Consider the following 26,817-nt stretch of genomic DNA (forward strand, 5'->3'; position numbering starts at 1 on the left):
CAGTTTTCGGGCGAAAAGTGACCCCGCGTTGGTGTTTGTTGGGGACCGGCGGGGCGGTGAAACCCTACAGGCCGACTTCGGCGGACTGAAGGAGGGCGACGGCGTCCGGCTGGCCTTCGAAGGTGACGAGGGCGTGGCGGGTGCGGCCGTGCGCGTGCATCAGCAGTTCACCGGGCTCACCGACGATCGCCACTGACACGGGGGCGCGCTTGGCCACGTGCCGGGGCCCGGAAGGGCGTACCAGCACAATGCCAAGATCCACGCCGCGGTAAAGAATGGCGGCACGTTTGATGAGTTCGTCCCACAGGGCGTCTGAGTATGCCTCGTCCAGGGCCCGCGGAGCCCAGCGGTCCACGGCCCGGCGGATGTCCTCGGTGTGGACGAAGTATTCGATCAGGTTCGAACTCTCGTCCAGGGCCTTGATCTTCATGGGCGACAGGGCAGGGGGGCCGCCGCGGAACGTATTGACCAGTCCCGCATACTCGTCCGGGGTCTTCAGCTTTGCGGCGAGCTTGGCAGTGGCCTTGTCCGAAGCCTTGGAAAGGCTCTTGATGATCAGGCCGAGGCCCACGGCAGCCTTGCGTTCGCGCAGGTACAGGTGCGCGGCAAGGTCCCTGGTGCGCCAGCCCCGGCAGAGGGTGGGGGCATCAGGACCGGCCGCCAGGAGGGTTTCGGCCAGGACTTCGCGGGACGGGTCAACGTAATGCATCACTTGTGAAACTAGCACGAGAGCGTGGAAGTTGGGCAGCGGAGCCGCCACGGGAGAGGTGCCCTTGGTAACAGACGGTTTTGTATGCCACGCAGGGCATATTAGGCGGCTGTTGAACAGGCACTAGACTTGAGCTGATGTCTGAGCAGCCCGCCCCCGCCCCCGTATCTGTCCCTGCCCCCGCCGCCAGCCCGCTCCCACCCGGCGTGGCGGCAGCGCTGAAGCGTGACAGCGCCGGGCTCGTCGCTGCGGTGGTCCAGCAATTCGACACCAACGAGGTGCTGATGCTGGGCTGGATGGACGACGAAGCGCTGCACCGCACCATGACCACGGGCCGGGTCACGTTCTACTCCCGCTCCCGCCAGGAGTACTGGCGCAAGGGAGACACGTCAGGCCACGTCCAGTGGGTCAAATCCGTTGCCATGGACTGCGACGGCGATGCCTTGCTGGTCAGGGTGGACCAGGTCGGGGCGGCCTGCCATACAGGGACCCGCACGTGCTTCGACGGACGCGCACTCGAGGTCCGGACGGGCCCGGCCTCCTAGCCACTCCCTGCGGCGGAACCCGTTGCAGCCTTACATCCTTTTGCCAGCAAACGACTGACGCCGCCCGCGGCGGCACACAAGAACAGGCGGAAAGCATAACCATGCAGGACCTTGGAATGATCAGCCCGGGCCTCGAGGAGTTCCGCGAGCTCGCCGCCACCAGCCGGGTCATCCCCGTGACGCTCAAGGTGCTGGCGGATGCCGAGACGCCCATCGGCCTGTACCGGAAGCTGGCCAATGGCCAGCCCGGAACGTTCCTTATGGAGTCCGCGGCCGTTGGCGGCACCTGGTCGCGCTATTCCTTCATCGGGGCCAACTCCCGCGCCACGCTGACCACCAAGGACGGCCAGGCCCACTGGCTCGGCCAGCCCCCTGCCGGCGTGCCCCTGGACGGCAACCCCGTGGACGCCATCCGCGACACTGTCGAAGCGTTGCGGACCAGCCGGTTTGAGGGTCTGCCGCCGTTCACGTCCGGCCTGGTGGGTTTCCTCGGCTGGGAAACCGTCCGGCACTGGGAACGACTCACCAGCCCGCCCGAGGACGATCTCCACATTCCCGAACTGGCCCTGAACCTGGTGACGGACATGGCCGTCCACGACAACCACGACGGCAGCGTGCTGCTCATCGCCAACGCCATCAACTTCGACAACAGCTCCGAGCGGGTGGACGAGGCGTGGCACGACGCCGTTGCCCGGGTGAAGGCGCTGCTCACCAAAGTCAGCACACCGGTAGCGCAGCCCGTCTCCGTCCTGGAACCCGCCGCCCTGGACTTCGCCTCCAGCGTCCAGGAACGCTGGGCCGAACCCGCCTACCTCGAAGCCCTGGACCGGGGCAAGGAGGCCATCGTGGACGGTGAAGTATTCCAGGTAGTGATCTCCCGCCGTTTCGAAATGGAGTGCGGCGCCTCACCGCTGGACGTCTACCGGGTCCTACGCAACACCAACCCCAGCCCGTACATGTACCTCTTCAGCCTCGAGGACGCCGACGGCCGGGAATACACCATCGTGGGGTCCTCCCCGGAGGCCCTGGTGACCGTGACCGGGGACGAAGTCATCACCCACCCCATCGCCGGTTCCCGGCCCCGCGGAAAGACCGTTGAAGGCGACAAGGCCTTGGCCGAGGAACTCCTGGCCGACCAGAAGGAACGCGCCGAGCACCTGATGCTGGTGGACCTGTCCCGCAACGACCTCTCCAAGGTCTGTGTAGCAGGCACAGTGGACGTCACCCAGTTCATGGAGGTGGAGCGGTTCAGCCACATCATGCACCTTGTTTCCACCGTGGTGGGGACGCTGTCCCCGGAGGCCAAAGCCTATGACGTCCTCAAGGCAACCTTCCCGGCCGGGACACTCTCAGGCGCCCCCAAGCCCCGGGCTCTCCGGCTTCTGGACCAGTTGGAGCCGCACCGGCGCGGGATCTACGGCGGCGTGGTGGGATATCTGGACTTCGCCGGCGACATGGACATGGCCATCGCCATCCGCTCGGCCCTGCTCCGTGAAGGACGGGCGTACGTCCAGGCCGGCGGCGGCATCGTGGCGGACTCGGTGAATCCCACCGAGGCGATCGAAACCGTGAACAAGGCCGCCGCACCGCTCCGCGCGGTCCACACGGCCGGTTCGCTGCGCAACATTACGGCAGAGACGCTGCCCGAACCGGGAAAGGCCAGCGAATGACCCCGGTCTGGGCGCGGAAATCCACCCTGGTCCTGCTGATCGCGGCGCTGGCGTTGGCCGTCTTCGGCACCACAACACAAAACTGGATCACCGTCACCCTCGATCCGGACCAGGTGGGCCAGACCGTGGGGGGCCAGAACATCCTCACCGTCCAGGGCAGCAAGGCAGCCACGGCGGTGACCGCGCTGGCGCTGGTGGCCCTTGCCGGCGGCCTGGCCGCGTCCATTGCCGGGAAGATCGCACGGTGGGTCATCACGGCCATCGTGGTCCTCGCAGCGGCCGGCATCATCGTCGCAGCTGCCACCGTGCTGGCTGATCCGCTCGCCGCCGCACAGGGGTCCATCGCAGCCGCCACCGGCGTCTCCGGAAGCAGCGCGGGAGCTGCGGTGACCGCGTTCCCGGTGCTCGCCGTCGTCGTCGGAATTCTTCTGGCGCTCGGCGCGCTGCTGATCATTCCGGCGGGCCGGTTCTGGAAGTCCCGCACCAAATATGACGTGGCGTCCGCCGGTGCCGCGGCGGGGAATTCCGCCCCGCCGGCGGGTCCGGTGGACGAGATCGACAGCTGGGACAGGCTCTCGCGCGGCGATGATCCCACCTGAGCCGCTCCCGGCCGACGCCGGAACGGGCCGCCCGAACGGTGGCCCGGGCCGCCGATGGGCAGGTTGCGGCCAAAAAATGGCAGAATGTAAGCAGTATTGATCCTGAGGAGATTCACATGAGCAAAGCACCCGCATCCGCGTCCAAATCCGCCCCGGCCCCTGCCGTGCACATCGGCGTTGACCACAGCCAGGAACTGGGCCATGGCAACAGCCCCGCCGCATGGACCTGCGTGATTGTCATGCTGGTGGGCGCGCTCATCGCGGCGATCGCTTTTGTCATTGCCAACACTCCCATCTTCATCGCCGGCGCGTGCGTGATGGTCCTCGGCCTGATCCTCGGCTTCATCATGCGTAAAGCGGGCTACGGCGTCGAGGGCAGCAAGCTGAAGAGCTCCGGCCACTGATGGCCACCGTTCTCGATGACATCAATGCCGGTGTCAGGGAGGATATGGAAGCCAGGAAGCGTCTGGTTTCCCTCGCGGAACTGAAGGAACGGGCACTCGCAGCCGCACCGGCGCGTGACGCGTGGGCAGCACTTGGCGGCCCCGCGGCACTCCGCGACGAGCTCAAGGTGATCGCCGAAATCAAGCGCCGCAGTCCCTCGAAGGGTGACCTCGCCACCATCGTGGATCCGGCGTCACTGGCCGTGCAGTATGCCGACGGCGGCGCCGCCGTGATCAGTGTCCTCACCGAAAAGCGGCGGTTCAACGGCTCACTCGCTGACCTGGACGCCGTCCGCGCCAGCGTGGATGTCCCCTTGCTCCGCAAAGACTTCACCGTGGACGAATACCAGATCTGGGAGGCCCGTGCCCACGGCGCCGACCTGATCCTGCTGATCGTGGCTTCACTCTCGGACAGCGAGCTCCGGGACTTCAGTGCCCTCAGCCGCGAGCTGGGCATGAACGTGCTGGTGGAAACGCACACGGAAGAGGAAATCGCCCGTGCCGTGGCGGCTGAGGCGCGCATCATCGGCGTCAACGTCCGCAACCTCAAAACGCTCGACGTCGACCGTTCCGTTTTCGCCTCACTCGCCGGCCTGATCCCCGCCGAAGCGCTGGTTGTCGCCGAATCCGGCGTGCGCGGTGTGGACGATGTGTCGCATTACGCGGCGAGCGGTGCCAACGCGATCCTGGTGGGCGAAGCCCTGGTGAGCGATTCGACTCCGCGGGAGCGGATCGCAGAGTTCACCGCGGCCGGCGCTGCCGCCATCGCCGCGCGGGCCTAGCCCGCAACGCCGGTCCCGGTGCGGGCCGAACAAAACTTTCTGAACAATCAACTGGAACAGGACGGTGAGACTGATGGTTGATGCACCCTCAGGGCACGTTGACGAGAATACGGCGGAAGCCTTCCTGCAGGGCGCGTCGCTGAAGCACGCCCCGGGGCCCTACTTCGGGAACTACGGCGGACGCTGGATGCCCGAGTCCCTGATCGCCGCGCTGGACGAGCTCGAGGACACGTTTGACAAGGCAAAGGCTGATCCGGACTTTGTTGCCCAGATTGCTGACCTGAACAAAAATTACTCAGGCCGACCGTCCCTGCTGACGGAGGCGAAACGGTTTGCCGAGCATGCCGGGGGAGTCCGGGTCTTCCTCAAGCGCGAGGACCTCAACCACACCGGATCGCACAAGATCAACAACGTCCTGGGGCAGGCGCTGCTTGCCAAGCGCATGGGCAAGACCCGCATCATCGCCGAAACGGGCGCAGGCCAACACGGCGTCGCCAGTGCCACCGCCGCCGCCCTCCTGGGCCTGGAATGCGTGGTGTACATGGGCGCTGAGGACTGCCGCCGCCAGGCCCTGAACGTGGCACGGATGGAACTGCTGGGTGCCACCGTGGTTCCTGTGACGAGCGGATCCCAGACGCTCAAGGACGCCATCAACGAAGCCCTGCGGGACTGGGTGGCCAACGTGGACCACACCCATTACCTGCTCGGCACCGCTGCCGGCGCCCACCCGTTCCCCGCCATGGTCCGCTACTTCCATGAGGTGATCGGCGAGGAAGCCCGCGCCCAGATCCTGGAGCAGGCCGGCAAGCTGCCCGACGCCGTCTGTGCCTGCATCGGCGGCGGCTCCAACGCCATCGGCATCTTCCACGGGTTCCTCGACGACCCCTCCGTGAGGATCTTCGGCTTCGAAGCCGGCGGCGACGGTGTGGACACCGGCCGGCACGCAGCCACCATCACCCTGGGCAAGCCGGGCGTCCTGCACGGAGCCCGCTCCTACCTCATGCAGGACGACGACGGCCAGACCATCGAGTCCCACTCCATCTCCGCAGGGCTGGACTACCCCGGCGTCGGGCCCGAACATGCCTACCTGGCCGACATCGGACGGGTCAGCTACGAGCCCATTACGGACAGCGAAGCCATGGACTCCTTCCGGCTGCTGTGCCGCACCGAGGGCATTATCCCGGCCATCGAATCGGCGCACGCCCTCGCCGGCGCCATCAAGGTGGGGCAGCGGCTCGCGGCCGAGGCTGAAGAGTCCGGCGGCAAGGCCTCCGAGAAGATCATCATCGTGAACCTGTCCGGCCGCGGCGACAAGGACGTGGCCCAGGCTGCGGAATGGTTCGACCTGCTCGACAAGAATTCACCGGAAGCCGAAATCGGCAAAGAGGGGGAGCAGCTGTGAGCACGGCGCAACTGACCAGCAAATCCGCAGCTGCGATTGACAAGGCGCGTGCCGAAGGGCGCGCGGCGCTCATCGGCTACCTCCCGGCCGGCTTCCCGGACGTCGAGCAGACCATCGCCGCCGGAATCGCCCTGGCCGAAAACGGCGCGGACCTCATCGAAATCGGCATCCCCTACTCGGACCCGGTCATGGACGGTCCCGTCATCCAGGCGGCTACCACCGAAGCGCTGGCCAAGGGCTTCCACGTCCGGCAGGTCTTCGACGTGGTTGCCGGCATCACCAGCAAGACCGACGCTGCAGTCCTGGTCATGACGTACTGGAATCCCGTGGTCCGGATGGGCGTGGATGAATTCGCGCGCAAGCTGGCCGAGGCCGGGGGAGCCGGGCTGATCACGCCGGACCTCATTCCGGACGAAGCATCAGAATGGTTCGAGGCCTCGGACAAGTACGGGCTGGACCGGGTGTTCCTCGTGGCACCCTCCTCCACCCCGGAACGGATGAAGCGCACCGTTGATGCCAGCCGCGGTTTCGTCTACGCGGTATCCATCATGGGTGTGACGGGTGCCCGCACCTCCGTCAGCAGCGCAGCGAAGGACGTGGTTGCCGCCGCGCATCACGCCGGCGCCGAACGTGTATGCGTGGGGCTCGGAGTTTCGAACGCCGACCAGGTCCGCGAGATCGCCGCCTACGCCGAGGGCGTCATCGTGGGCACGGCGCTCGTCGCCGCAATCCGCGACGGCGGTGTTGCCGCCGTCGCAGATCTGACCCGCGACCTGAGTTCGGGCCTCGCCCGGGAAGTAGCCTAAGCGACAATGCAGATCCTCCTTCAGGCCGCCGCCGCGGTGCCGGCCAGCATCCCGAGCCCGGACTGGTCCGGCTTCGACATTCCGTTGCCCTGGGGGAGCCTGCGGATCCATGCCTACGCCCTGTGCATCCTCGCAGGAATCGTTCTGGGCCTGTGGCTGACCTCCGTTCGCTGGGCCCGCCGCGGCGCTCCCGAGGGCAGCGTCTGGGACATCGTCATCTGGGCGATCCCCTTCGGCATCATCGGCGGCCGGCTGTACCACGTGGTCTCTTCACCGGACCAGTACTTCGGGCCCGGGTTCGACGGGACAGGCGACCTTTGGCTGATCCCGCAGATCCAGCGCGGCGGCCTGGGCATCTGGGGTGCCGTGGTGCTGGGCGTTGTTGGGGCCTGGATTGGCTGCCGGCGCGCGGGTGTGAAGCTGACTGCCTTCCTGGACGCGGCGGCCCCGGGCCTGCTGCTGGCCCAGGCCATCGGCAGGTGGGGGAACTACTTCAACCAGGAGCTCTTCGGCGGCCCCACCACCCTGCCGTGGGGACTGCAGATCGACGCGGACAACCCCAACTTTCCCGCCGGCATGCCGGCGGACACGCTGTTCCACCCCACGTTCCTCTATGAGTCGCTCTGGAACATCGCCGGTGTGGTGATTCTGCTGGCCCTTGACCGCAGGTTCCACTTCCGCCGGGCCCGGCTTTTCTGGCTCTACGCGATGTACTACACGCTGGGCCGGGTATGGATCGAAGCAATGCGGATCGACGATGCCGAACAGATCAATCTCGTTGGCATCACCACCAGGCTCAACGTCTGGACCAGCATCTTCGTGTTCATCGCAGCACTGGTGGTGTTCGTCCTGGTGGGGATGAAGGGCCGGCCCGAACCGGACACGCCGTACCTGGCAGGACGCGGTCCGGCCCCCGAAGCCGATGACAGCGAAAGTACATCCGGCGACGGTGACGCCGGCGATACTGGCGTGAAATCTGATGACCATGTGGCTGCTGTTGTTCCGGCCGTCCGCAATGCGGATACCCGTGTCTCAGATAGTGAATCGCGTGATAATCTCCCTGTTATCCAAAATGGATCCGGAAACGCTTCCACCCCAACGGAAGACGAACCGGCAGTCAGGGACGGCAAAAAGTCCGTCCCTGCGACGCCGGGCACCGGAGATTCCGGCCGTAAGGTCACGGAATCCGCGCCGGAGGCTGGCACAAGCAAGTAGCACGCCGGCACGGCTGGGCAGCAGAGCTACCGCTCGGAGCGCCCGCACACCACAATGTCGTGGCAAACAGGGCCCGCCCGGACAGCAGATAGCCGCTGCCCGGTCAAGCCCGGGTCAGGGGCCTGCGTAACTGTTCGTTCAGCAGGCCTGTCTGACCTACAATTTCCTGTAAATAACACTTTGTTGTGCCCATCACACCGGCGCTCAGAAGTGGGGCCAACGGTGTCCCTTCCATACGTACGATCTCGAGGAAGGACGTCTTCAATGACCCATCTTCATAGCCCACGCTGGTCCGAAAAAATAGGATCTGACGGCCCCGTCTCTCCGTTCAAGCGCTTCGCTGCGCTGCCGGAGGCCCGGGGTCTATACAATCCGGAAAACGAAAAAGACGCGTGTGGCCTGGCAATCATCGCCACGCTCCGCGGTGAGCCCGGCTACGACATTGTCGACGCCGCCCTGACCGCCCTGCGCAACCTCGAACACCGTGGTGCCGTAGGCGCAGACGAAGGCACCGGTGACGGTGCCGGCCTTCTGATGCAGATCCCCGACGAATTCTTCCGGGCGGTCACGGAATTCGAGCTACCCGCGCCCGGCCAGTACGTTGCCGGGACCGCCTTCCTGCCGTCCGAGCAGCGCGAGGCCGACGCCGCGAAGGCAGGAATCGAGGGCCTCGCAGCTGACGAGGGCCTCACGGTCCTCGGCTGGCGTGAAGTGCCCATCGTGGCGGATCTCGTCGGCGCCATGGCCCGCGCCTGCATGCCGTACTTCTCCCAGCCTTTCCTCGCTTCCGCAACCGGTGAGCAGTTGGACCGCAACACGCTCGATGCCCGGGCCTGGCGGATCCGCAAGCGTGCCCAGAACAAGTTCGGTGTCTACTTCCCGTCCCTGTCGTCGCGCACCATTGTCTACAAGGGCATGCTGACCACTGCCCAGCTGGAGCCGTTCTACCCGGACCTCTCGGACAAGCGTTTCAAGACCAAGCTGGCCATTGTCCACTCCCGCTTCTCCACCAACACGTTCCCGTCCTGGCCGTTGGCCCAGCCGTTCCGCACCATCGCCCACAACGGTGAAATCAACACCGTCAAGGGCAACCGGAACTGGATGCGCGCCCGCCAGTCCCAGCTCGCCAACCCGCTGCTGGGGGATTCGCCCGAAGAGCTGTACCCCATCTGCACGCCCGGCGCGTCCGACTCCGCGTCCTTCGACGAAGTGGCCGAGCTGCTCTGGCTCTCCGGCCGGCCCATCACGCACTCCATCATGATGATGATCCCGGAGGCGTGGGAGAACCACGCCACCATGGATCCCGCACGGCGGGCGTTCTACGAATACCACTCACTGCTCATGGAGCCCTGGGACGGCCCGGCCGCCGTGTCCTTCACCGACGGCAACCTGGTGGGTGCCACCCTGGACCGCAACGGGCTGCGCCCCGGACGCTACTGGATCACCGAGGACGGTCTGGTCATCTTCGCGTCCGAGGTCGGCGTGATCGACGTCGAACCGTCCAAGGTGGTCAAGAAGGGCCGCGTTTCCCCGGGCAAGATGTTCCTGGTGGACACCGACGCCGGCCGCATCATTGACGACGAAGAGGTCAAGGCCGAAGTTGCCGCGGCGAACCCCTGGGCCGCGTGGCTCAAGGAGAACCTGATCGACCTCAAGGACCTCCCCGAACGCGAGCACGTGGTGCACACCGCCGCGTCGGTGAACATCCGCCAGCGCACCTTCGGCTATACCACCGAAGAACTCAAGATCCTCCTCGGCCCGATGGCCCGGACCGGTGCCGAACCGCTGGGCGCCATGGGTTCGGACACCCCGGTGGCGGTGCTGTCCAAGCGGCCCCGGCTGCTGTTCGACTACTTTGTGCAGTCCTTCGCGCAGGTCACCAACCCGCCGCTGGATGCCATCCGTGAAGAGCTGGTCACATCGCTGACGTGTGCCATCGGCCCGAACGGCAACCTGCTGGACACCAAGCAGGTCCGGCAGCCGCAGGTCTCGCTGCCGTTCCCGGTGATCACCAACGACCAACTGGCCAAGATCGCCAACATTGAAACGCCCGACGGCGACCGGATCGCCATGAAGGTCCGTGGCCTGTACCGGCCCGAAGGCGGCGAATCAGCCCTGCGTGCCAGGCTGACTGAAATCTGCGAGCAGGTTTCCGGTGCCATCAACCGCGGCGTGCAGTACGTGGTGCTCTCTGACCGCGACTCGAACGCCCAGTGGGCGCCGATTCCCTCCCTGCTGCTGGTCAGTGCCGTGCACCACCACCTGCTCCGGAGCGCCAACCGCACCAAGACGGCCCTCGTGGTGGAGGCCGGCGACGTCCGCGAGACGCACCACGTTGCCGTCCTGATTGGCTACGGCGCCTCCGCCGTCAACCCGTACCTCGCCATGGAATCAGTGGAACAGCTCATCTCAACCGGCGACGTGGTGGGGGTGACGCCGCAGGACGGCGTGTACAACCTCATCAAGGGCCTGGGCAAGGGCGTCCTGAAGATCATGTCCAAGATGGGCATCTCCACCGTGGCCTCGTACACCGGCGCGCAGACGTTCGAGGCCCTGGGCCTGGGGCAGGAGCTGGTGGACGAGTTCTTCGCCGGCACCCATTCGCAGCTGGGCGGCGTGGGCCTGGACGTCATCGCGGCCGAAGTGTCCGCGCGGCACCAGATGGCCTACCCGGAGGGCGGCATCGAACAGCCGCACCGCCCGCTGCTGGGCGGCGGCGAGTACCAGTGGCGCCGCGACGGCGAACCGCACCTGTTCAATCCGGAAACCGTCTTCCGACTGCAGCACGCCACGCGTGAGCGCCGCTATGACATCTTCAAGGCGTACACCAAGGGCGTGGATGACCAGTCCGAGAACCTGATGACCCTGCGCGGGCTGCTCAAGTTCAAGAACGATCGTCCCGCCGTTCCCCTCGAGGAAGTGGAGCCGGTCTCCAGCATCGTGAAGCGGTTCTCCACCGGTGCCATGAGCTACGGATCCATCTCCCAGGAAGCCCACGAGACCCTCGCCATCGCCATGAACCAGTTGGGCGGCAAGTCCAACACCGGTGAAGGCGGCGAAGACGTGGACCGGCTGCTGGACCCCAAGCGCCGTTCTGCGGTCAAGCAGATCGCCTCGGGCCGGTTCGGCGTCACCAGCCTGTACCTGACCAACGCCGAGGACATCCAGATCAAGATGGCGCAGGGTGCCAAGCCCGGCGAGGGCGGCCAGCTGATGGCGCAGAAGGTCTACCCGTGGGTTGCCCGCACGCGTCATTCGACCCCCGGCGTCGGCCTGATCTCCCCGCCCCCGCACCACGATATCTACTCCATCGAGGACCTCGCGCAGCTCATCTACGATGCGAAGCGCGCCAATCCCTCGGCCCGCGTCCACGTCAAGCTCGTCTCCGAAGTGGGGATCGGCACTGTGGCATCGGGTGTCACCAAGGCGAAGGCCGACGTCGTACTTGTCTCCGGACACGACGGCGGCACCGGTGCCTCCCCGCTGAACTCGCTCAAGCACGCGGGTGTGCCGTGGGAGCTCGGCCTCGCCGAGACCCAGCAGACGCTGATGCTCAACGGCCTGCGCGACCGCGTGGTGGTGCAGGTGGACGGCCAGCTCAAGACCGGCCGCGACGTGGTGATCGCCGCGCTGCTCGGCGGTGAGGAGTTCGGCTTCGCTACCGCACCGCTGGTGGTGGAGGGCTGCATCATGATGCGCGTCTGCCACCTGGACACCTGCCCGGTGGGTGTGGCAACGCAGAACCCCGAGCTGCGGGCCCGCTTCAGCGGCAAGCCCGAGTTTGTGGTCAACTTCTTCGAGTTCCTGGCCGAGGAGGTCCGCGAGATCCTCGCGGAGCTCGGGTTCCGCAGCATCGAGGAGGCCATTGGCCATGCCGAGGTGCTGGATGCCCGCGAGGCGATCAACCACTGGAAGGCCGACGGCCTGGACCTGGATCCGATCCTGCACGGTCTCGAGTTCGACGACGACGCCCCGCTGCGCAACATGACCTCGCAGAACCACGAGCTGGACAAGCACTTCGACCAGCGGCTGATCACCATGGCCACGGAGGCGCTGACCGACCGCACCCCGGTGAAGATCGCCGTGGACGTCATCAACACGGACCGCTCGGTGGGTACGATGCTCGGCCACACGGTGACCAAGACGTTCAGCACCGACGTGCTGGCGCCGGACACCATTGACATCACGCTGACCGGTACTGCGGGACAGTCGCTTGGCGCGTTCCTGCCGGCCGGCATCACGCTGCGCCTGTTCGGCGACTCGAACGACTACGTGGGCAAGGGCCTTTCCGGCGGACGGATCATTGTCCGGCCGGACCGGACCAACGTGTTCAAGGCCGAGGGCAACGTCATTGCCGGCAACGTGATCGGCTACGGCGCCACCAGCGGCGAAATATTCCTGCGCGGCCAGGTGGGCGAACGCTTCCTGGTCCGTAACTCGGGCGCCACCGCGGTGGTGGAAGGCATCGGCGACCACGGCTGCGAGTACATGACCGGCGGCCAGACGCTGATCATCGGCAGGACCGGACGCAACTTCGGCGCCGGCATGTCCGGCGGCACCGCCTACGTGCTGGACCTGCGGACCACGCGGGTCAACAAGCAGGCGCTGGAGTCCGGCGAACTGCAGCTGCGGGAACTGGACGCCGAGGACCGCGACATCGTCCACGGGCTGCTGGTCAAGCACGTCGAGGAAACCGAATCGCTGCATGCTCAGCGGCTGCTGGAGAACTTCGACGACACCTGTGCCCGCATTACCAAAGTGCTGCCGCGCGATTACGCGGCAGTCCTGCAAACCCGTCTTGACGCGATCGAAGAGGGCCTGGACCCCGATGGCGAAGAAGTATGGGCCCGAATCCTGGAGGTAACCGGTGGCTGACCCACGCGGATTTCTAAAAGTACGCCAGCGTGAAACCCAGCCACGCCGCCCTGTTCCGGTCCGCATCATGGACTGGAAGGAAGTTTACGAGGCCCAGGAAAAGGGTGTCCTGAAGGCCCAGGCCGGCAGGTGCATGGACTGCGGCGTACCGTTCTGCCACCAGGGCTGCCCGCTGGGCAACCTGATTCCGGAGTGGAACGACCTCATGTGGCGGGACAAGGGTGAGGAAGCGATTGAGCGGCTGCATGCCACCAACAACTTCCCCGAGTGGACTGGCCGGCTGTGCCCGGCGCCCTGTGAGGCGTCCTGCGTCCTGGGAATCAACCAGCCTGCCGTCACCATCAAGCAGGTTGAAGTCTCGATCGCTGACGAGGCGTGGGAGAACGGCTGGGTCAACCCGCTGCCGCCGACGCGCCTGACCGGGAAGACGGTTGCCGTCGTCGGGTCCGGCCCTGCCGGGCTGGCCGTGGCGCAGCAGCTGACCCGCGTGGGCCACACTGTTGCCGTTTATGAGCGGGACGACAAGATCGGCGGGCTCCTCCGCTACGGCATCCCCGACTTCAAAATGGAGAAGGAGCAGGTGGACCGCCGCATCGAGCAGATGAAGGCGGAAGGCACCCGATTCCGGACCGGCGTCGCCGTGGGTACCGATGTGACGTGGGAGCAGCTGCGGCGCCGGTATGACGCCGTGGTGGTTGCCACCGGCGCCACCGTCCCGCGTGACCTGCCCATTCCGGGCCGCGACCTGGACGGCGTGCACTTCGCCATGGATTACCTTGTTCCCGCCAACCGCGTGGTGGCGGGGGAGAACGTGGAGAACCAGATCCACGCCAAGGGCAAGCATGTGGTGATCCTGGGCGGCGGTGATACCGGAGCCGACTGCCTCGGTACTGCCCACCGCCACGGCGCCGCCTCGGTGACCACCCTGGCCATCGGCAAGCAGCCGCCGTCGGAGCGTGCCGGGCACCAGCCCTGGCCCACGTTCCCCACGCTGTTCGAAATGGCCAGCGCACACGAGGAAGGCGGCGAACGGACCTACCTCGCCTCCACCGTGGAGTTCGTGGGGGAGAACGGCAAGCTCACCGGCGTCAAGGTGGCCGAGACGGAATTCGTTGACGGCAAGCGCCTTCCCAAGGCCGGCACCGAACGGATCATCCCGGCGGACCTGGTGTTCCTGTCCCTGGGCTTCACCGGAGCCGAGCCGGCCGGCATCACCGAGCAGGTCAGCGCCGAATTCGACGGCCGCGGCAACGTGTCCCGGGACGGCTATTACATGACCAACACGGAGGGCATCTTTGTCGCGGGCGACGCCGGCCGCGGGCAGTCGCTCATTGTGTGGGCCATCGCCGAAGGCCGTGCCTGCGCAGCGGCGGTGGACAAGTTCCTCATGGGCAGCACCATCCTGCCGGCGCCGGTGGCGCCGACGGACCGTGCCATCGCCGTGCTCTGACGGACCGTTTGACGCACGGTCAGTTCGCCTCAGGTTCACTTCCACAACGACTTAACCAATGCAGCACACTATTAGGGTAGGTATATGAGACGCGCTAAGATTGTGGCCACTTTTGGCCCGGCAATTGCCAGCTTTGAGAACACCTTGGCGGTGTTGGAAGCCGGCGTGGACGTGGCCCGGATGAACATGAGCCACGGCGATTACTCCGTGCACGACAACACCTACGAGAATGTCCGGAAGGCTGCGGGGCAGCTGAGCAAGCCGGTGGCCATCATGGCTGACCTGCAGGGTCCGAAAATCCGCCTGGGCCGGTTTGTCGACGGTCCGCATCTGCTGGCCGAGGGTGACACGTTCACCATCACCACCGAGGATGTGCCGGGCACCAAGGAGATCTGCTCCACCACGCTCAAGAGCCTCACCGAAGACGTCAACGTGGGCGATGCCCTGCTGATCGACGACGGCAAGGTGGCCCTGCGTGCCATCGAGGTGGACGACGTCAAGGTCGTTGCCGTCGTCACCGTCGGTGGGATGGTGTCCAACAACAAGGGCATCAACCTGCCCGGCGTGGCCGTCAACGTTCCCGCGCTGAGCGAAAAAGACGAGGACGACCTGCGCTGGGCCATCCGCCGCGGTGTTGACATGGTTGCGTTGTCCTTCGTCCGCGACGCCGGAGATATTTCCCGTGTCCACGAGATCATGGACGAAGAAGGCCGCCGCGTGCCGGTCATCGCCAAGATCGAGAAGCCGCAGGCCGTGGAGCAGCTCCACGAAATCATTGACGCCTTCGACGCCATCATGGTGGCTCGTGGCGACCTCGGTGTGGAACTTCCCCTGGAGGAAGTGCCGATCGTGCAGAAGCGTGCCATTGAACTGGCGCGCCGCTGGGCCAAGCCGGTCATCGTGGCCACCCAGGTCCTCGAATCCATGATCGACAACCCGCGCCCCACCCGCGCGGAAGCCTCTGACTGCGCGAACGCCGTCCTCGACGGTGCGGACGCGGTGATGCTTTCCGGTGAGACGAGCGTGGGCAAGTACCCGATCGAGACCGTTAAGGTTATGGCCCGGATCATCGAATCCACCGAGGTCCACGGCCTGGAGCGCGTCCCCCCGCTGGGGACAAAGCCCAAGACCCGTGGGGGCGCCATCACCCGCGCCGCCGTCGAAATCGCCGACCAGCTGGATGCGAAGTACATCTGTACCTTCACCCAGTCCGGCGACTCCGCACGGCGTCTGTCGCGTCTGCGCCCCATCAGGCCGGTGTTCGCGTTCACTCCGCTGGAGCACGTGTGGAACCAGCTGGCGCTGACCTGGGGGATCCAGCCGGTGCTGGTCCCCATGGTGGGCCACACCGACGAGATGACCGCCCAGGTGGACCGCAGCCTGCTGGAAATGAAGCTGGTGAAGGATGGTGACCTGGTGGTCATCGCCGCCGGTTCGCCTCCCGGCAAGGCCGGATCCACGAACATCCTCAAGGCGCACAGGGTGGGCGACTTCGCCGACGCCGGCAGCCTCGGCGATAGCGGCACGGGTGCTCCCCGGGAGAAGCTCGGCCCCTGGCCGACGTCCTAACGGCTTAAACGGAAGAACCCCTGCCGGTTGGCAGGGGTTCTTCCGTTTAACCGCCGGCGGCTCGTGGCCGCCCGGTTGGCTAGTTGACCTGGTTGATGATGGTTTCGGCCACTTCGCGCATGCTGAGGCGGCGGTCCATGGAGGTCTTCTGGATCCAGCGGAACGCTTCCGGCTCCGTCAGGCCCATCTTGGTGGTCAGCAGGCTCTTGGCGCGCTCCACGAGCTTGCGGGTGGCGAACTGTTCCTGCAGGTCCGAAACTTCGCTCTCGAGGGCCTTGATTTCCTCGTGCCGGGAGAGGGCGATCTCCAGGGCGGGGATGAGGTCCGCCGGGGTGAAGGGCTTGACCACGTAGGCCATGGCGCCGGCGTCGCGGGCGCGTTCCACGAGTTCCTTCTGGCTGAACGCCGTCAGCAGGACCACGGGGGCGATGCGGGCCTTGACGATCTTCTCGGCGGCGGTGATGCCGTCCATGACGGGCATCTTCACGTCCATCAGGACCAGGTCAGGCTTGAGTTCTTCGGCGAGCTGCACGGCCTTTTCGCCGTTGTCCGCTTCGCCTACGACGTCGTACCCTTCCCCGCGCAGGATCTCGATGATGTCGAGCCGGATGAGGGTTTCATCTTCGGCCACAATGACGCGGCGCGCCGGCTGGGACGTGGGGTTTGACTCCGTCGGTTCAGTCACGGGATCTCCTTGGAAAGGTACGGGGGAACATCACCATTTTAGGTGCGCCCGCGGCCGTACTTTGAACTGCATGGTCTGTTGCGGCTTCAGCGGCGCGATTCTGGAATTTAGCCTATCTGCATGTAGAGTAATTCCGCGTACGTGAAGCGATCGCGTTGCTCACAATCAGCTGTGGGCGTACCGGTTTGCATCGCGTATTCCGCGCCCGAGTGGCGGAATTGGCAGACGCGCCGCACTCAAAATGCGGTATCGAAAGGTGTGTGGGTTCGAGTCCCACCTCGGGCACAGTGTTACCGCAGGTCAGAGGCCTGTTTCCAAGTTGCGTGTTGACAAAACCGCCCAAAGTGTTGACAGCGGCGTACCGTTTTTTGTGTGGCAAGCATTCGAAAACGCACCAAGAAGGACGGCACATCGTCCTATATGGTGCTGTGGCGGGGCCCAAAGAGCCGCGAGCAGCAGGGCCTGACTGTCGCCACGCTCGTCGAAGCTGAAACCTTAAAGCGGCTGCTGGACGCCAACGGCCAGTCCTTCGAGATTGCGCAGCATGCGATGCTGTCGAACGCCAAGCGGACACCCACAGTTGCCGAGGTCATCCAGGAACACATCGATCTCCTGATCCGGCCTTCGAGCGGAACCACTAAGACCTACCAGACCATGCTGGACCTGCATATCCGGAACGTCATCGGTCACGTCCTCGTGGACAAGCTGGACTACCGTCTGATCGCCCACTGGGTGAAGTCGATGATGGCGAAGGGCAAGGCGCCGAAGACCATCCACAACGTGCATGGTCTCATCTCAGCCGCCATGAATACTGCGGAGATGCTCGGGTACATTACGCGCAACCCGTGCCGCGGTGTGCAGCTTCCCGGCATTGAGAAAGCCGAAGACGAGGCCATGTTCCTCACCCATGCGGAGTTCAGCCTCATCATGGAAGGCATGGGGGAGCGCTACAGAGCGTTCACGAACTTCCTGGTCATGACGGGTACCCGCTTTGGGGAGGCCACCGCGCTGACCGTGGCGGACGTGGACCTGCTCTCCAAGCCGCCCACTGCGCGGATCAACAAGGCCTGGAAACGGGACGGCCAGAACCAGTTCTACGTTGGGGCTACGAAGACAGGTGCCGGCAAACGCACCATAGGGCTGAACCCTGCACTGGTGGAGCTGCTGATTCCTCTGGTCGCAAGCAGGCCAGGAAAAGAACTCGTGTTCACGACGCCCAAGGGCGATCGGATCATTCACAAGCTGTACTGGCACCATTACTGGGTTCCTGCCGTTCACACGGCCCAGGCGATAGGGCTGACGAAGAATCCACGGATACACGATCTCCGCCACACCCATGCGTCGTGGCTGATCCAGGACGGTGTACCGATGTTCACTATCTCGCGCCGGCTGGGGCATGCTTCTACAAGGACTACTGAGCAGGTGTATGGGCACTTGATGCCGGAGGCGCTTCAGGCTGGTGCTGACGCAACGGAGCGGTCGATAACGGCCTTCCTGCGGTGACTGCCGGTGCTCAGCGTGGGCGTCGCGGTTGACTGTCCCATAAAACGCCACCTGGCTCTCGCTTCCGGACATGTCGAGTGGTCTTCACTGGACCATGAAAGTGGAAAGCAACGCCTTCCCTCTGGAGTCCCCGTGGAGATCGAATTTTTTGAACCCGCCGAAGCAGCCGCGCTGATGCGCTGCACAGAGTCGTGGCTGCGCGACGGCGCGACCAGTGGACGGTTCGCGCACGCATGCTGGGGAAAGGGAAAGATCATTTTCACCTCGGAGCACATCCTGGAAATAGCCAAGTTGAGTGAGATCCTCCCGGGAGGCACTGGTTTACCGCTCTCGGCCGATGGACCGGCGGGAAAGGAGCGGCTCATCGGTACCCGCTCAAAAGCCAGACTGACCACGGTGCACTGAGTCAGGGTGACCGACATCCATCGAGCCGCGGCCCAAAAGCTCGACTCGGCAAGCAACACCGGACGCCGACACGCGCGAGAACCCTGGGAGCAGGGTCGTGTTATGGGCATTACCGACACGCCTACCAGCGCCAGTCATTGGGCAAAGCTAGCGTGGAACATCCCGCTACAAACCGAAGGAACATCAAGATCATCCGCTCCGCCGTCAAAGCTCTGACCGCTGTAACCGCCCTCCTTCTGGGCGCCTCGCTGGCCGGTTGTGACGCTGCAGCCAACGCCCTTGAGGCCATCGAATCTCACGCCGGCATCGCTGCCGGGGCGCCCTCCCCGGTAGACGCAACCGACGCGCTCGAACAACTGAAGAGCGTCCCGGTGAAGGGCCGGGCCCCGAAGACTGGCTATACACGTGATGAGTTTGGACCTGCCTGGGCTGACACGGACCGCAACGGCTGCGACACTCGCAATGACATCCTCGCCCGGGATCTGGCCAACGAAACGTTCAAGCCTGGTACCAACAATTGTGTAGTCTCCACCGGAACGCTGGTCGACAAGTACACCGGTACAACCATCAACTTTGTCCGTGGCCAGGACACCAGCTCCGACGTCCAGATCGACCACGTTGTCGCCCTCAGAGACGCCTGGCAGAAGGGCGCGCAACAGCTCAACGCAGACCAGCGCAAGGAACTCGCCAATGATGCATTGAACCTCATGGCTGCCGATGGCCCCACCAACAGTGCAAAGGGCGACAAAGATGCAGCCACCTGGCTGCCGCCAAACAAGGCCTTCCGATGCGAGTACGTCGCCCGCCAAACCGCCGTCAAAGCCAAATACAGTCTCTGGGTCACTCAAACCGAGCACGACGCAATGGTCGGCATTCTTGAAGGCTGCAATTAGCCCCCGTTAACGCTGGCCAGATTAGGTCAGGCCAACCAGCGCCACCAGCGTGGCTTTTTCGGTTCCGGCCTTGATCCAGGAGTCCTGCGGTGCGCGCACATACGTCGGCGGCCCCTCAGCACTGACAGCCTTCGCGACCATGTTACGGGAAATACCCAGCCGCGCCGCTATCGACCTCATCGATTCACCCTCGACCAGATGCAACCGCCGAATAAGCGCCCGATCCTCCACTGTGATCACCCACCCAATCGTTTGGAACGGGTGGCTCAGTTTCACCGTCACAATGGCTCACTTTTCGACCGTCACCGACACCGAGCCGGGGAGTGCACCGGCCAGTGCAGCGGGAACGATAAGTCAGCGAACGGCTGACCAGAACCATGAAGCCTCCTGCGGCGAAGCCGCGTCAGACCAACGAACCGCCAGCGAGCAGGAAGACCGTAGAGCCAGCATCCCCAGGGCGAGGCCCTGTCCAGCACAGACACCGGAAAGACACGGGACCGCCGGCGGCCAGGAACTCTATCGCCGGCAACACCGCACCGCTTGACGGCGGCGAGTTGGGCGGGGCGCTACCGCGCGGCGGCGGAGGCGATTCACGGCTCGCCGTGAATCCAGTTAACAATCGATCTAACTTCGTCCGGGCTTGAATCGAACCATTCATCGCCTGCCGCGTCTTCGATCTGGCGTCCCCTGAAGAACAAAATCGCTTGAACGGCGGTCTCGAGCTTTCGGGGCGTAGAAGTTTTTCTCACGTAGGCGAGGACTGGTCTCTCCGGCATTGCCGTGCCCTGTTGGTCTGCCACTCGAACAGTGGCATTACCCGCGGCTGTCATTCCTACTTTGACTGGCCAGGTGGGCTCTCCGCGAAGCTCTGCTAGGTCCTTGTAGGCCGGAAAGTAGTAGACATACATGCTTCCTTGGCCTTCGCCTTCGGCTTGAACGTCTTCAAGCGCCAGCGACTCCTCATCGGACAACTCAGGTTGGACAAGCGCGGACAGCTCCGCGACTTCCGGTGCGCGAAGCCAGCGCCAGGTTCCGTATCCCCCAGACGGTTCAAGGCTCCCGTTTTTTTGGAGCACCTGCAGTGCTTTCTTGACCTGACTCGTCAGACCCGACTCAGATGGTAGGCCGCCCTGCGACTCGTGGTAGTCCTCCACCGCAGCGATAAGTTCCGCTCGGCGAAATAGTGGCTCCGGAACCAGAAGAGGGGCGAGGTCGGCGATCACGTTGGGTGTAAGTGGAAGTCCCGCGTACTTGTACGGGGCCGGGTTGTCTTCGGTCATGACTGCCATGGTTTCATGCTCTGTCGCGGATGGAGGCTTCGACCTTGATGTCGGTGATGCCGAGCCGGGAAAGAGCACCGGCGGCGCCGGGACTGTTGCGGCCAGGCCGGTCAGCAGGTGCGCTGGCCCAACGTGGTTGTGATCGAGGAGCGCAGCGCGTACTCAAGAGCTGCTTCTCACTCTGTGCGAACGGCAGGTGCCTTGGGCTAGGTTCGCCATAAACCTCATTTGCGCGGAGCCAGCGAGACTGCTCACTGTCGGGAAGTCTTGGTCACCGACGCGCTTCAGCATAGGATGACGAACCCGGGCACAACGCCCGCGCCGGAACGATGGGGGCACAATGACCACCGGAGCCAAGCATCAGGTCCTGACTGAAATATCCATGGCCATCAAGGGTGATGAGGAGCGCCGCTTCTATGCAGACTGCCGGTGTACGAAAGGCACAGATCACGACGCCTCACCGCTCATGCTTAGCCAGTTCGATCCCGACGAGGATGAAGTCGACGAAGTCGGCGAGCCGCTCAGTGCCTCCGATGCAGCCGACATCTGGCGCTCCCGTGGCGAGGATGAGGACTACATGTTCGGGTACAGCGAGGACGAACTCCGCCGGGCCGCGGACGAGGATTGATACCTAGTCCGTGAACACCCGGCGGCGGTGCAGGAAGTCGTGCTGCCAGCCCATCCGTTCGCCGATGAGCACCTCAGTGCAGTCAACGTCCTCGGCCATGATGGGCCACGGCGAAAGCGTGAGGATGACGACATACCCGCGCCCGACCAAGGCGGCGGCATATGCGGGGGGAAGTCCGGGAACAGGCGGCTGGTAATTGTCTCGGCCATGATGATCCTTTTGCCGGCACCGAGCAGGTCAGCCTGCGTTTCGTCAAGTACGACCAGCTCAACGATCAAATCTCCTTCCAGTGAAACGACGTCGAAAACGACCTCGGCGAAGCCTTCGTCGACTCCGCTACGACGGACCGTCCGCATCGCCACAGTGGAACTGGAGACCGCTATGCCGTCGATGCGAGCCTCGCGCAGTACCTTCAGGACCGTTTCGCCAGCGAGAAGGCGTCCGGGTGGGGCTTTCGGGTACGTCAAAGGCTAAAAGGTGTACGGGGGGACTTCCCGGTCTTTCCACTCGCTGAACGGCGTCACGGCAATGATCTTGGTGGGGTCGGTCTTATCCACGACAGCCAGCCCGGTGACAACGCTTCCCACCGGCAGCTGGAACACCAAGTTGCCATCCGCGTTGAAGGGGTCGAATGGTTCGGCCCTGGGACGATAGTAGCCTTCGCCTGACTCAAGGATCGGAGGATCCCATTGGGTGTAGAAGCCGGTTGCGGCCCCGGCCGGCGTCGCGTAGGAATCTGCAAATACATTCGGGGGCAACGCCCAGTAGTTCTGCTTGGATCCGCTGCCGGACCATTCAACGAGCACGGGAGTGTCCCCGGCGGCCACCGTCTTCTTCGGCGGCCGCCAGCTTTCGGGCAGGTCGCGCTGGGCGACCAGGAGACGCATGGCGGACGTTCCGGTAATCGAGATGTCGAGCGGGCCCGTGGTCTTGTTGAAAACGCTGGCCTTCAACTTGATCTGGGTCTGGTCCATCTGCGGTGTCCCGTCGCGTTCGTAGGTTCGGGACTGGCACCACATGGTGACGCAGACTTCAACGTCAGGAAGTTTGAAGTCTGAAGGGTTGGGGTTAGGACAGGTCCGCCCTGATGAGGCCACATTGAGCACTTCGGGTGCCGGCTGGGTGATGGTCGGCGTCGCAGACGGTATGGCGGACGGGGAGGGGGACAGAGAGTCACTGGGTCCGGTGGGCGAGGGGCTTGGCGAAGGCTGGCCCAGCGACTCGATCATCTTAGGGATGGAAAGCGAGGGCGGCCATCCGAAGAGCTGATTGGTGCTGCCGAGGACAGCCAGCACCGCAACGATACAGGCGATGAGTCTCCACCACGGGTGTTTCTTCCAGAACTCAATCGCGTCAGCGAGCTTCTCGCCTGCAACGGTCGGACGGCTGCGCCGGCCATTCGATCGACCAGGCTGAACACCAGGCAGCGATGCGCCCTCTTGCTCTTCTGATGCCACTGGCTTCCCCCGGTCCTCGTCGCTGTCGCTGACGCCTAGGATATGTGCAGGACGGCCGGGCAGGGCCAATTTGAGCCGAATGTTTCGGGCCCGCCGCGCTACCCTGACGGCTACCAACCGCCGGTAATCCGCACTGCTGCCAGCTTCTGCTGCACAGAGCCGTCCAGTTGAGTGGGTGTGTAGACAGCAACGAGGACCAACCCTGGCTATAGGCGTTCCTGCTGCCCAGTACTGGCGCGGATTTTTATGGACGACCAGGTTGCAATCGGCGAAAAGGCTGGAAACTGCCCTCGCTGCACGTGAGTGCGAGGGCGACGACGAGTGTTGTCCGGGCAGCGAAAGCAGCCAGAACCACGCATACGACGTAAGTTCGGCCGGCGGGGGTTGAGCCGCCGGGGGCAGACTACAGATGGAGGGGAGACGGCGATGACGAGCAATGAAGGAGCCTTGGCGGCTTCAAAGGCAGCCAAGGAACGCTGGATGAAAAGGCTATTTAATTTCAAGTAGGCCGCTTCGCTCATGAAAGCCTCCGGCGTCGACCCCAGAAACCTTCGAGACCTAACCTCGGGGGAAAGTACTTGCATTTCGGCAGATGAGCCGTGCGCATGTGATGGCGCAAGAGCTATTGGCGGACTCTGGACATGTCCAGAGCCGAGGCGTTCAATTAAAGCTGTGCGCTCAAGGCTGTCCGCCTTTACGCGCTCTGCCTCGCGGACTTCATGAGCCGTCCGTTCAGCACCTTCCGCAGCGAGCACCTCACCGAGAATGCTTCGCCAGGAGAGTTGCAAGTTGGGATCAACGGCGGGATGTTCGGAGTCGTCACCCTCGCTGACGTAGGCAAAGTTGCCGGCCCGGCCTCGCGTCATGCTGACATAGAGGAGCTCGCGGGTGAGCCGGCCCTGGGTAACTACGGTGTGACCGGTGTCGACCGTAATGCCCTGGGAACGGTGTGCAGTGGTTGCATAGCCCAGCTCGACACTCGACTCGAGGTAGGTTCGGGGGAGTATGACCCTCGCTCCCGTTTCCCGTCGAACTGCGAGAAGGGAGCCGTCCCGCCCGCTGACGCTTTTGACGTCGAACAGCGTTCCATTGCGGACGAAATCACCCACGCTGTCGACGAGCCTGCGGTCGTTCCGGCGCGCGATGATGGTGTCGTCGGATCCCGCGTAGAGGCCATCGTTGAGCAGAACGCTGATTTCAGGATCCACCTCGCCCCTTGCCACACGGTCGGCTTGGGCGCGCTCGTTGAGCATGCCGACGGTGTCATTGTCGGCTGCGATGAGGATGGATGACTTGCCCGCGAGCGTTTCTGCCTGCCACGCCAGGTAGGCCTGGTCGACCATGTCCAAGTAGGTGCCGTGTCTAATCCGACCATGCCTCTCGTAGTCCTGGATCGCCGAGTAGTCTCCCGTCCGCAGCTTGAGGGATGTTGCCCCCTCCCACTTCTCGTGGAATCTCCAGATGCTGCTGAGCCGGGTGGTCTTTCCTTGGCGGTCCAGCCAGCCGAGGACACCACCGGCGTCGATCGCGTCCAGCTGGCCTGGATCACCAACTAAGAGGATCTTGGCATGGGCTTCGCGTGCCTGCTGGACAAGGGCGGCGAGTTGAAAGGTGGAGACCATGGACGCTTCGTCGATGATGACGAGCTGGTCAGGGTGGAAGCACCATCGTTGCTGAACGGCGGCGAGCCGGGCAACTTCCTGCGCGATAGGGACGCTTTGGCGGTCGTCGCTTCTAGCGATCGTCAGGCGGGTCTGGAGGTCGAAGAAGCGCCCAGCTCTTGAACTTGCCCCGGGGCCAACCGACTCATGCAGCCACTTAGTGACATTCTCCGTGGCCATGGAGAGACCGCGGCCCAACACGGCCGCGCTGGCCGCTGCTGGGGCAAGCCCGATCACGCTACCGGCACCGTACTCCGCTTCCCAGATTGCCCTGACCGCGCCGAGAGTCGTTGTCTTTCCAGCGCCGGCTGGACCAACGATCGCATCCAGTCGGTTGCCACTGAGGAGAACGCATGCGACGGCGGAGCGCTGATCTGAGTGCAGCTGTGGCTTCCCGGTGTGTCCCACTTTGTCGAGCGAATCCATGATGACGTCCGCGCGGATAGCCGGGCCGCCGTCGTCGTTCCTTGCCGCCATGATGGCGTCCTCGCAGGCGAGCGTTGACGTGTCAGTGTAGAGGCGCGATCCGTGGAAGTCGAAGACGCTGCTTTGCCTGCCGCGGAGGTCTGGCGCGGCGTCTGGTGGGGCGGTGTAGCGGTACTCGTTCAGTGGCACGGACTGATGTTCGGCGGCCGTGGCGACGGCATCCATTAGTGCACTCCGGTCGGAAGCGGAGCGGCAACGGATCTGTGCGCAGACCCTTTCGGCTTCGGCGAGGAGGTTCCAGCGGTTCCAGGTTGAACGCTTTCCCGCGACACGTTCACGGGCAAGGGAGGCGACGCTGTCGATCCAGTCGGCAGCGAAGTCTGTGAACGCGAAGGGAGAGTCCCCGGATCGGTTGATAGTGGAGGCGAGAACATCGTCGGGGCGGAATCCGTTGGCGATTGATCGCTCCCGCCAATGCCTGGAGAGTTCATGCAGGGGTGTGGGCAGCTCGGCCTTGGGGACACGCGTAGCCAGCGTGGCTTGCTGACGCAGCTTGATGATCGTTGCTGCCGTGGGACGCCGGCCGTGCTCTGTGACCCAAACCTTCACGAGGCGGTCAGTTTCCAGATTGATGAGGCGTGACCGGTTCGAGAATTCGCGGATGAGTGCTTCGTCGATGCCGGTGAGCTGCTGGGTTGGATTCCGAGTGTTGGCGGCAGGTGTACGGATGTCGGAGTCGCTTCCGAGATGCCGGTGGAGGGCGTCGAACAGGAGTCCGTTGTAGTGTTCGCTGGCTGCGACGGCGGCCTTGTAGAGGGTGCGGGAGTCGAGGGTGACCCAGGCTCCGTCGGTGATGCGCTGGATGCGGTTGGCGATCACCAGGTGCGTGTGGAGCTGTGGGTCCCCGGCGCGGGATTCCCAGTGGTCGAAGGCGGCGGCGATGGCACCTCTTGTGCCAAGGTGGGCTACACCGTTCCGTCCGGCGCGGGTGTGGATGACGTTCTCTTCGAGCCAAGCAAGCGTTTGTCCGACGGCGTCATGATGGGTTCGGAGGATACGCTCCTGGGTGCCGCGAGGGCTGAGTGCCCACAGGACGGAAACTGATTTTGGCACGCTGAAGGTCAGGTCAAAGCCGACGACGGCGTGCCTCACCGTGGGTGGGCCGGTCTTGTTGTCGACGGCGGTGGGATGGCTGTGGGGACGACCTAGCGGTCCGCCTGTGCCGGGGTGAATTGCTAGTTCGAAGACCGCTTTCGCGTCCGATTCCGAGACTGGTCCACCGGGGGTTCTGTTGATTCCTTTGAGTCCGCCGCCAACCCATCGGCCTTCCGGAGTGCCGGCTTTCATGTAGTAGCTGGTCGTGTCCGGGGGAGAAGAGGGCAGGTCGTCCATCATCGTCGTCTTGAACAGGTAGCGGAGGCCTGATTGCGCAGAGAGCCGCGCGATGGACATTGTCATAGCCGCGGCACTCCGGCCTGTCGTTTTGTTGGCTGCCATCCGCGGCGGCGGAAAATCTCCAGCGTTGCTTGATCAAGCGCGACGCCCTTCGCCTGAGCGAGCGCGACCAGCCAAGCCGAGATGTGCGTCAAATCCTGGACATTGATTCTTTGCGCGCGTTTGAGGCGAGAGACCTCTGACTGGAGGAGGTTGTTGCTCACTCTTTGTTCAGAATTCTCCGCCTCGAGCCGATCAATCTCACAGGCTTGGGACCGGAGCTTGGACTGGAGTGCTTCCCGGTGCCGCTGGCAGGATCTGGTTTTGGACTCGAGTTCTCGTTTCGTTGCTCCTAGCCGGCTCTGGAGGTCCGTGACCAG

24 protein-coding genes and 1 tRNA gene are annotated in these 26,817 nt (G+C 64.4%); 17 read left to right on the plus strand and 8 right to left on the minus strand.

Going from position 1 to position 26,817, the window contains the following annotated elements; translation table 11 throughout:
• Positions 1-64 precede the first annotated feature (64 nt).
• Positions 65-709, minus strand: coding sequence for a TIGR03085 family metal-binding protein (locus tag PY310_RS07240; protein WP_275213673.1), 645 nt, complete (start codon positions 707-709; stop codon positions 65-67).
• 137 nt (positions 710-846) lie between these two features.
• Between PY310_RS07240 and hisI the strand changes: the two genes are divergently transcribed.
• The 11 genes from hisI to pyk all read left to right on the plus strand — a co-directional run bounded on the left by hisI (position 847) and on the right by pyk (position 16,065).
• Positions 847-1,254 (plus strand): phosphoribosyl-AMP cyclohydrolase, encoded by a 408-nt coding sequence (hisI, locus tag PY310_RS07245; protein WP_275213675.1) that lies wholly within the window; start codon positions 847-849, stop codon positions 1,252-1,254.
• 101 nt (positions 1,255-1,355) lie between these two features.
• Positions 1,356-2,924 carry an anthranilate synthase component I gene (locus PY310_RS07250; protein ID WP_275213676.1) on the plus strand — a complete coding sequence of 523 codons (1,569 nt, stop codon included), beginning with the start codon at positions 1,356-1,358 and terminating at the stop codon, positions 2,922-2,924.
• The gene (locus PY310_RS07255) at positions 2,921-3,523 is read left to right on the plus strand and encodes a Trp biosynthesis-associated membrane protein (RefSeq protein ID WP_275213677.1); all 603 of its coding nucleotides are present in this window, start codon (positions 2,921-2,923) and stop codon (positions 3,521-3,523) included. The genes PY310_RS07250 and PY310_RS07255 overlap by 4 nt, the downstream gene beginning before the upstream one ends.
• A 116-nt stretch (positions 3,524-3,639) precedes the next feature.
• Positions 3,640-3,927, plus strand: a complete 288-nt coding sequence (locus PY310_RS07260; RefSeq protein WP_275213678.1) for an HGxxPAAW family protein — start codon at positions 3,640-3,642, stop codon at positions 3,925-3,927.
• The gene (gene trpC, locus PY310_RS07265; protein WP_275213679.1) at positions 3,927-4,748 is read left to right on the plus strand and encodes an indole-3-glycerol phosphate synthase TrpC; all 822 of its coding nucleotides are present in this window, start codon (positions 3,927-3,929) and stop codon (positions 4,746-4,748) included. The genes PY310_RS07260 and trpC overlap by 1 nt, the downstream gene beginning before the upstream one ends.
• A gap of 73 nt (positions 4,749-4,821) precedes the next feature.
• Positions 4,822-6,150: a tryptophan synthase subunit beta gene (gene trpB, locus PY310_RS07270; protein ID WP_275213680.1), complete on the plus strand. Its 1,329-nt coding sequence runs from the start codon at positions 4,822-4,824 to the stop codon at positions 6,148-6,150.
• Complete coding sequence (gene trpA / locus PY310_RS07275) at positions 6,147-6,956, plus strand: tryptophan synthase subunit alpha (RefSeq protein WP_275213681.1); 810 nt, start codon at positions 6,147-6,149, stop codon at positions 6,954-6,956. The genes trpB and trpA overlap by 4 nt, the downstream gene beginning before the upstream one ends.
• A 6-nt stretch (positions 6,957-6,962) precedes the next feature.
• On the plus strand, positions 6,963-8,171 hold the full coding sequence (gene lgt / locus PY310_RS07280; protein WP_275213682.1) for a prolipoprotein diacylglyceryl transferase: 1,209 nt from the start codon (positions 6,963-6,965) through the stop codon (positions 8,169-8,171).
• A gap of 264 nt (positions 8,172-8,435) precedes the next feature.
• Entirely contained in the window at positions 8,436-13,046 is a 4,611-nt protein-coding gene (gene gltB, locus PY310_RS07285) for a glutamate synthase large subunit (RefSeq protein WP_275213683.1), read from the plus strand.
• Positions 13,039-14,496: a glutamate synthase subunit beta gene (locus PY310_RS07290; protein WP_275213684.1), complete on the plus strand. Its 1,458-nt coding sequence runs from the start codon at positions 13,039-13,041 to the stop codon at positions 14,494-14,496. Before gltB ends, PY310_RS07290 begins: the two co-directional genes overlap by 8 nt.
• A gap of 84 nt (positions 14,497-14,580) precedes the next feature.
• Complete coding sequence (gene pyk, locus PY310_RS07295; RefSeq protein ID WP_275213685.1) at positions 14,581-16,065, plus strand: pyruvate kinase; 1,485 nt, start codon at positions 14,581-14,583, stop codon at positions 16,063-16,065.
• Between the two features lie 79 nt (positions 16,066-16,144).
• On the opposite strand, the gene PY310_RS07300 is transcribed toward pyk, so the two are convergent.
• Entirely contained in the window at positions 16,145-16,750 is a 606-nt protein-coding gene (locus PY310_RS07300) for an ANTAR domain-containing response regulator (protein WP_275213687.1), read from the minus strand.
• Positions 16,751-16,953: 203 nt separating this feature from the next.
• On the opposite strand from PY310_RS07300, the gene PY310_RS07305 reads away from it, so the two are divergent.
• From PY310_RS07305 to PY310_RS07320, 4 genes are all read left to right on the plus strand, one after another.
• Positions 16,954-17,035, plus strand: a tRNA-Leu gene (locus tag PY310_RS07305).
• Positions 17,036-17,122: 87 nt separating this feature from the next.
• Positions 17,123-18,253 (plus strand): tyrosine-type recombinase/integrase, encoded by a 1,131-nt coding sequence (locus tag PY310_RS07310; protein WP_275213688.1) that lies wholly within the window; start codon positions 17,123-17,125, stop codon positions 18,251-18,253.
• A gap of 132 nt (positions 18,254-18,385) precedes the next feature.
• Entirely contained in the window at positions 18,386-18,658 is a 273-nt protein-coding gene (locus PY310_RS07315) for a hypothetical protein (protein ID WP_275213689.1), read from the plus strand.
• Between the two features lie 152 nt (positions 18,659-18,810).
• Entirely contained in the window at positions 18,811-19,551 is a 741-nt protein-coding gene (locus PY310_RS07320) for an HNH endonuclease family protein (protein ID WP_275213690.1), read from the plus strand.
• 21 nt (positions 19,552-19,572) lie between these two features.
• On the opposite strand, the gene PY310_RS07325 is transcribed toward PY310_RS07320, so the two are convergent.
• Positions 19,573-19,833: a helix-turn-helix domain-containing protein gene (locus PY310_RS07325; RefSeq protein ID WP_275213691.1), complete on the minus strand. Its 261-nt coding sequence runs from the start codon at positions 19,831-19,833 to the stop codon at positions 19,573-19,575.
• A gap of 308 nt (positions 19,834-20,141) precedes the next feature.
• A complete protein-coding gene (locus PY310_RS07330) occupies positions 20,142-20,840 on the minus strand; it encodes a GIY-YIG nuclease family protein (protein ID WP_275213692.1) in 699 nt (232 codons plus the stop codon).
• 331 nt (positions 20,841-21,171) lie between these two features.
• Between PY310_RS07330 and PY310_RS07335 the strand changes: the two genes are divergently transcribed.
• Positions 21,172-21,459, plus strand: coding sequence for a hypothetical protein (locus tag PY310_RS07335; protein WP_275213693.1), 288 nt, complete (start codon positions 21,172-21,174; stop codon positions 21,457-21,459).
• 3 nt (positions 21,460-21,462) lie between these two features.
• Here PY310_RS07335 and PY310_RS07340 read toward each other — a convergent pair whose 3' ends face one another.
• Positions 21,463-21,609, minus strand: a complete 147-nt coding sequence (locus tag PY310_RS07340) for a hypothetical protein (RefSeq protein WP_275213694.1) — start codon at positions 21,607-21,609, stop codon at positions 21,463-21,465.
• Positions 21,610-21,620: 11 nt separating this feature from the next.
• Between PY310_RS07340 and PY310_RS07345 the strand changes: the two genes are divergently transcribed.
• Entirely contained in the window at positions 21,621-21,752 is a 132-nt protein-coding gene (locus PY310_RS07345; RefSeq protein WP_275213695.1) for a hypothetical protein, read from the plus strand.
• Positions 21,753-21,929: 177 nt separating this feature from the next.
• On the opposite strand, the gene PY310_RS07350 is transcribed toward PY310_RS07345, so the two are convergent.
• From PY310_RS07350 to PY310_RS07360, 3 genes are all read right to left on the minus strand, one after another.
• Positions 21,930-22,916, minus strand: coding sequence for a hypothetical protein (locus PY310_RS07350; protein WP_275213696.1), 987 nt, complete (start codon positions 22,914-22,916; stop codon positions 21,930-21,932).
• A 206-nt stretch (positions 22,917-23,122) separates the two neighbouring features.
• A complete protein-coding gene (gene mobF / locus PY310_RS07355; RefSeq protein WP_275213697.1) occupies positions 23,123-26,461 on the minus strand; it encodes a MobF family relaxase in 3,339 nt (1,112 codons plus the stop codon).
• Positions 26,458-26,661 (minus strand): hypothetical protein, encoded by a 204-nt coding sequence (locus PY310_RS07360; RefSeq protein ID WP_275213699.1) that lies wholly within the window; start codon positions 26,659-26,661, stop codon positions 26,458-26,460. The genes mobF and PY310_RS07360 overlap by 4 nt, the downstream gene beginning before the upstream one ends.
• Between the last annotated feature and the right edge of the window lie 156 nt (positions 26,662-26,817).

It is taken from the genome of Pseudarthrobacter naphthalenicus, from assembly GCF_029076445.1.
In the GTDB taxonomy this organism is placed as follows: Bacteria; Actinomycetota; Actinomycetes; order Actinomycetales; family Micrococcaceae; genus Arthrobacter; species Arthrobacter naphthalenicus.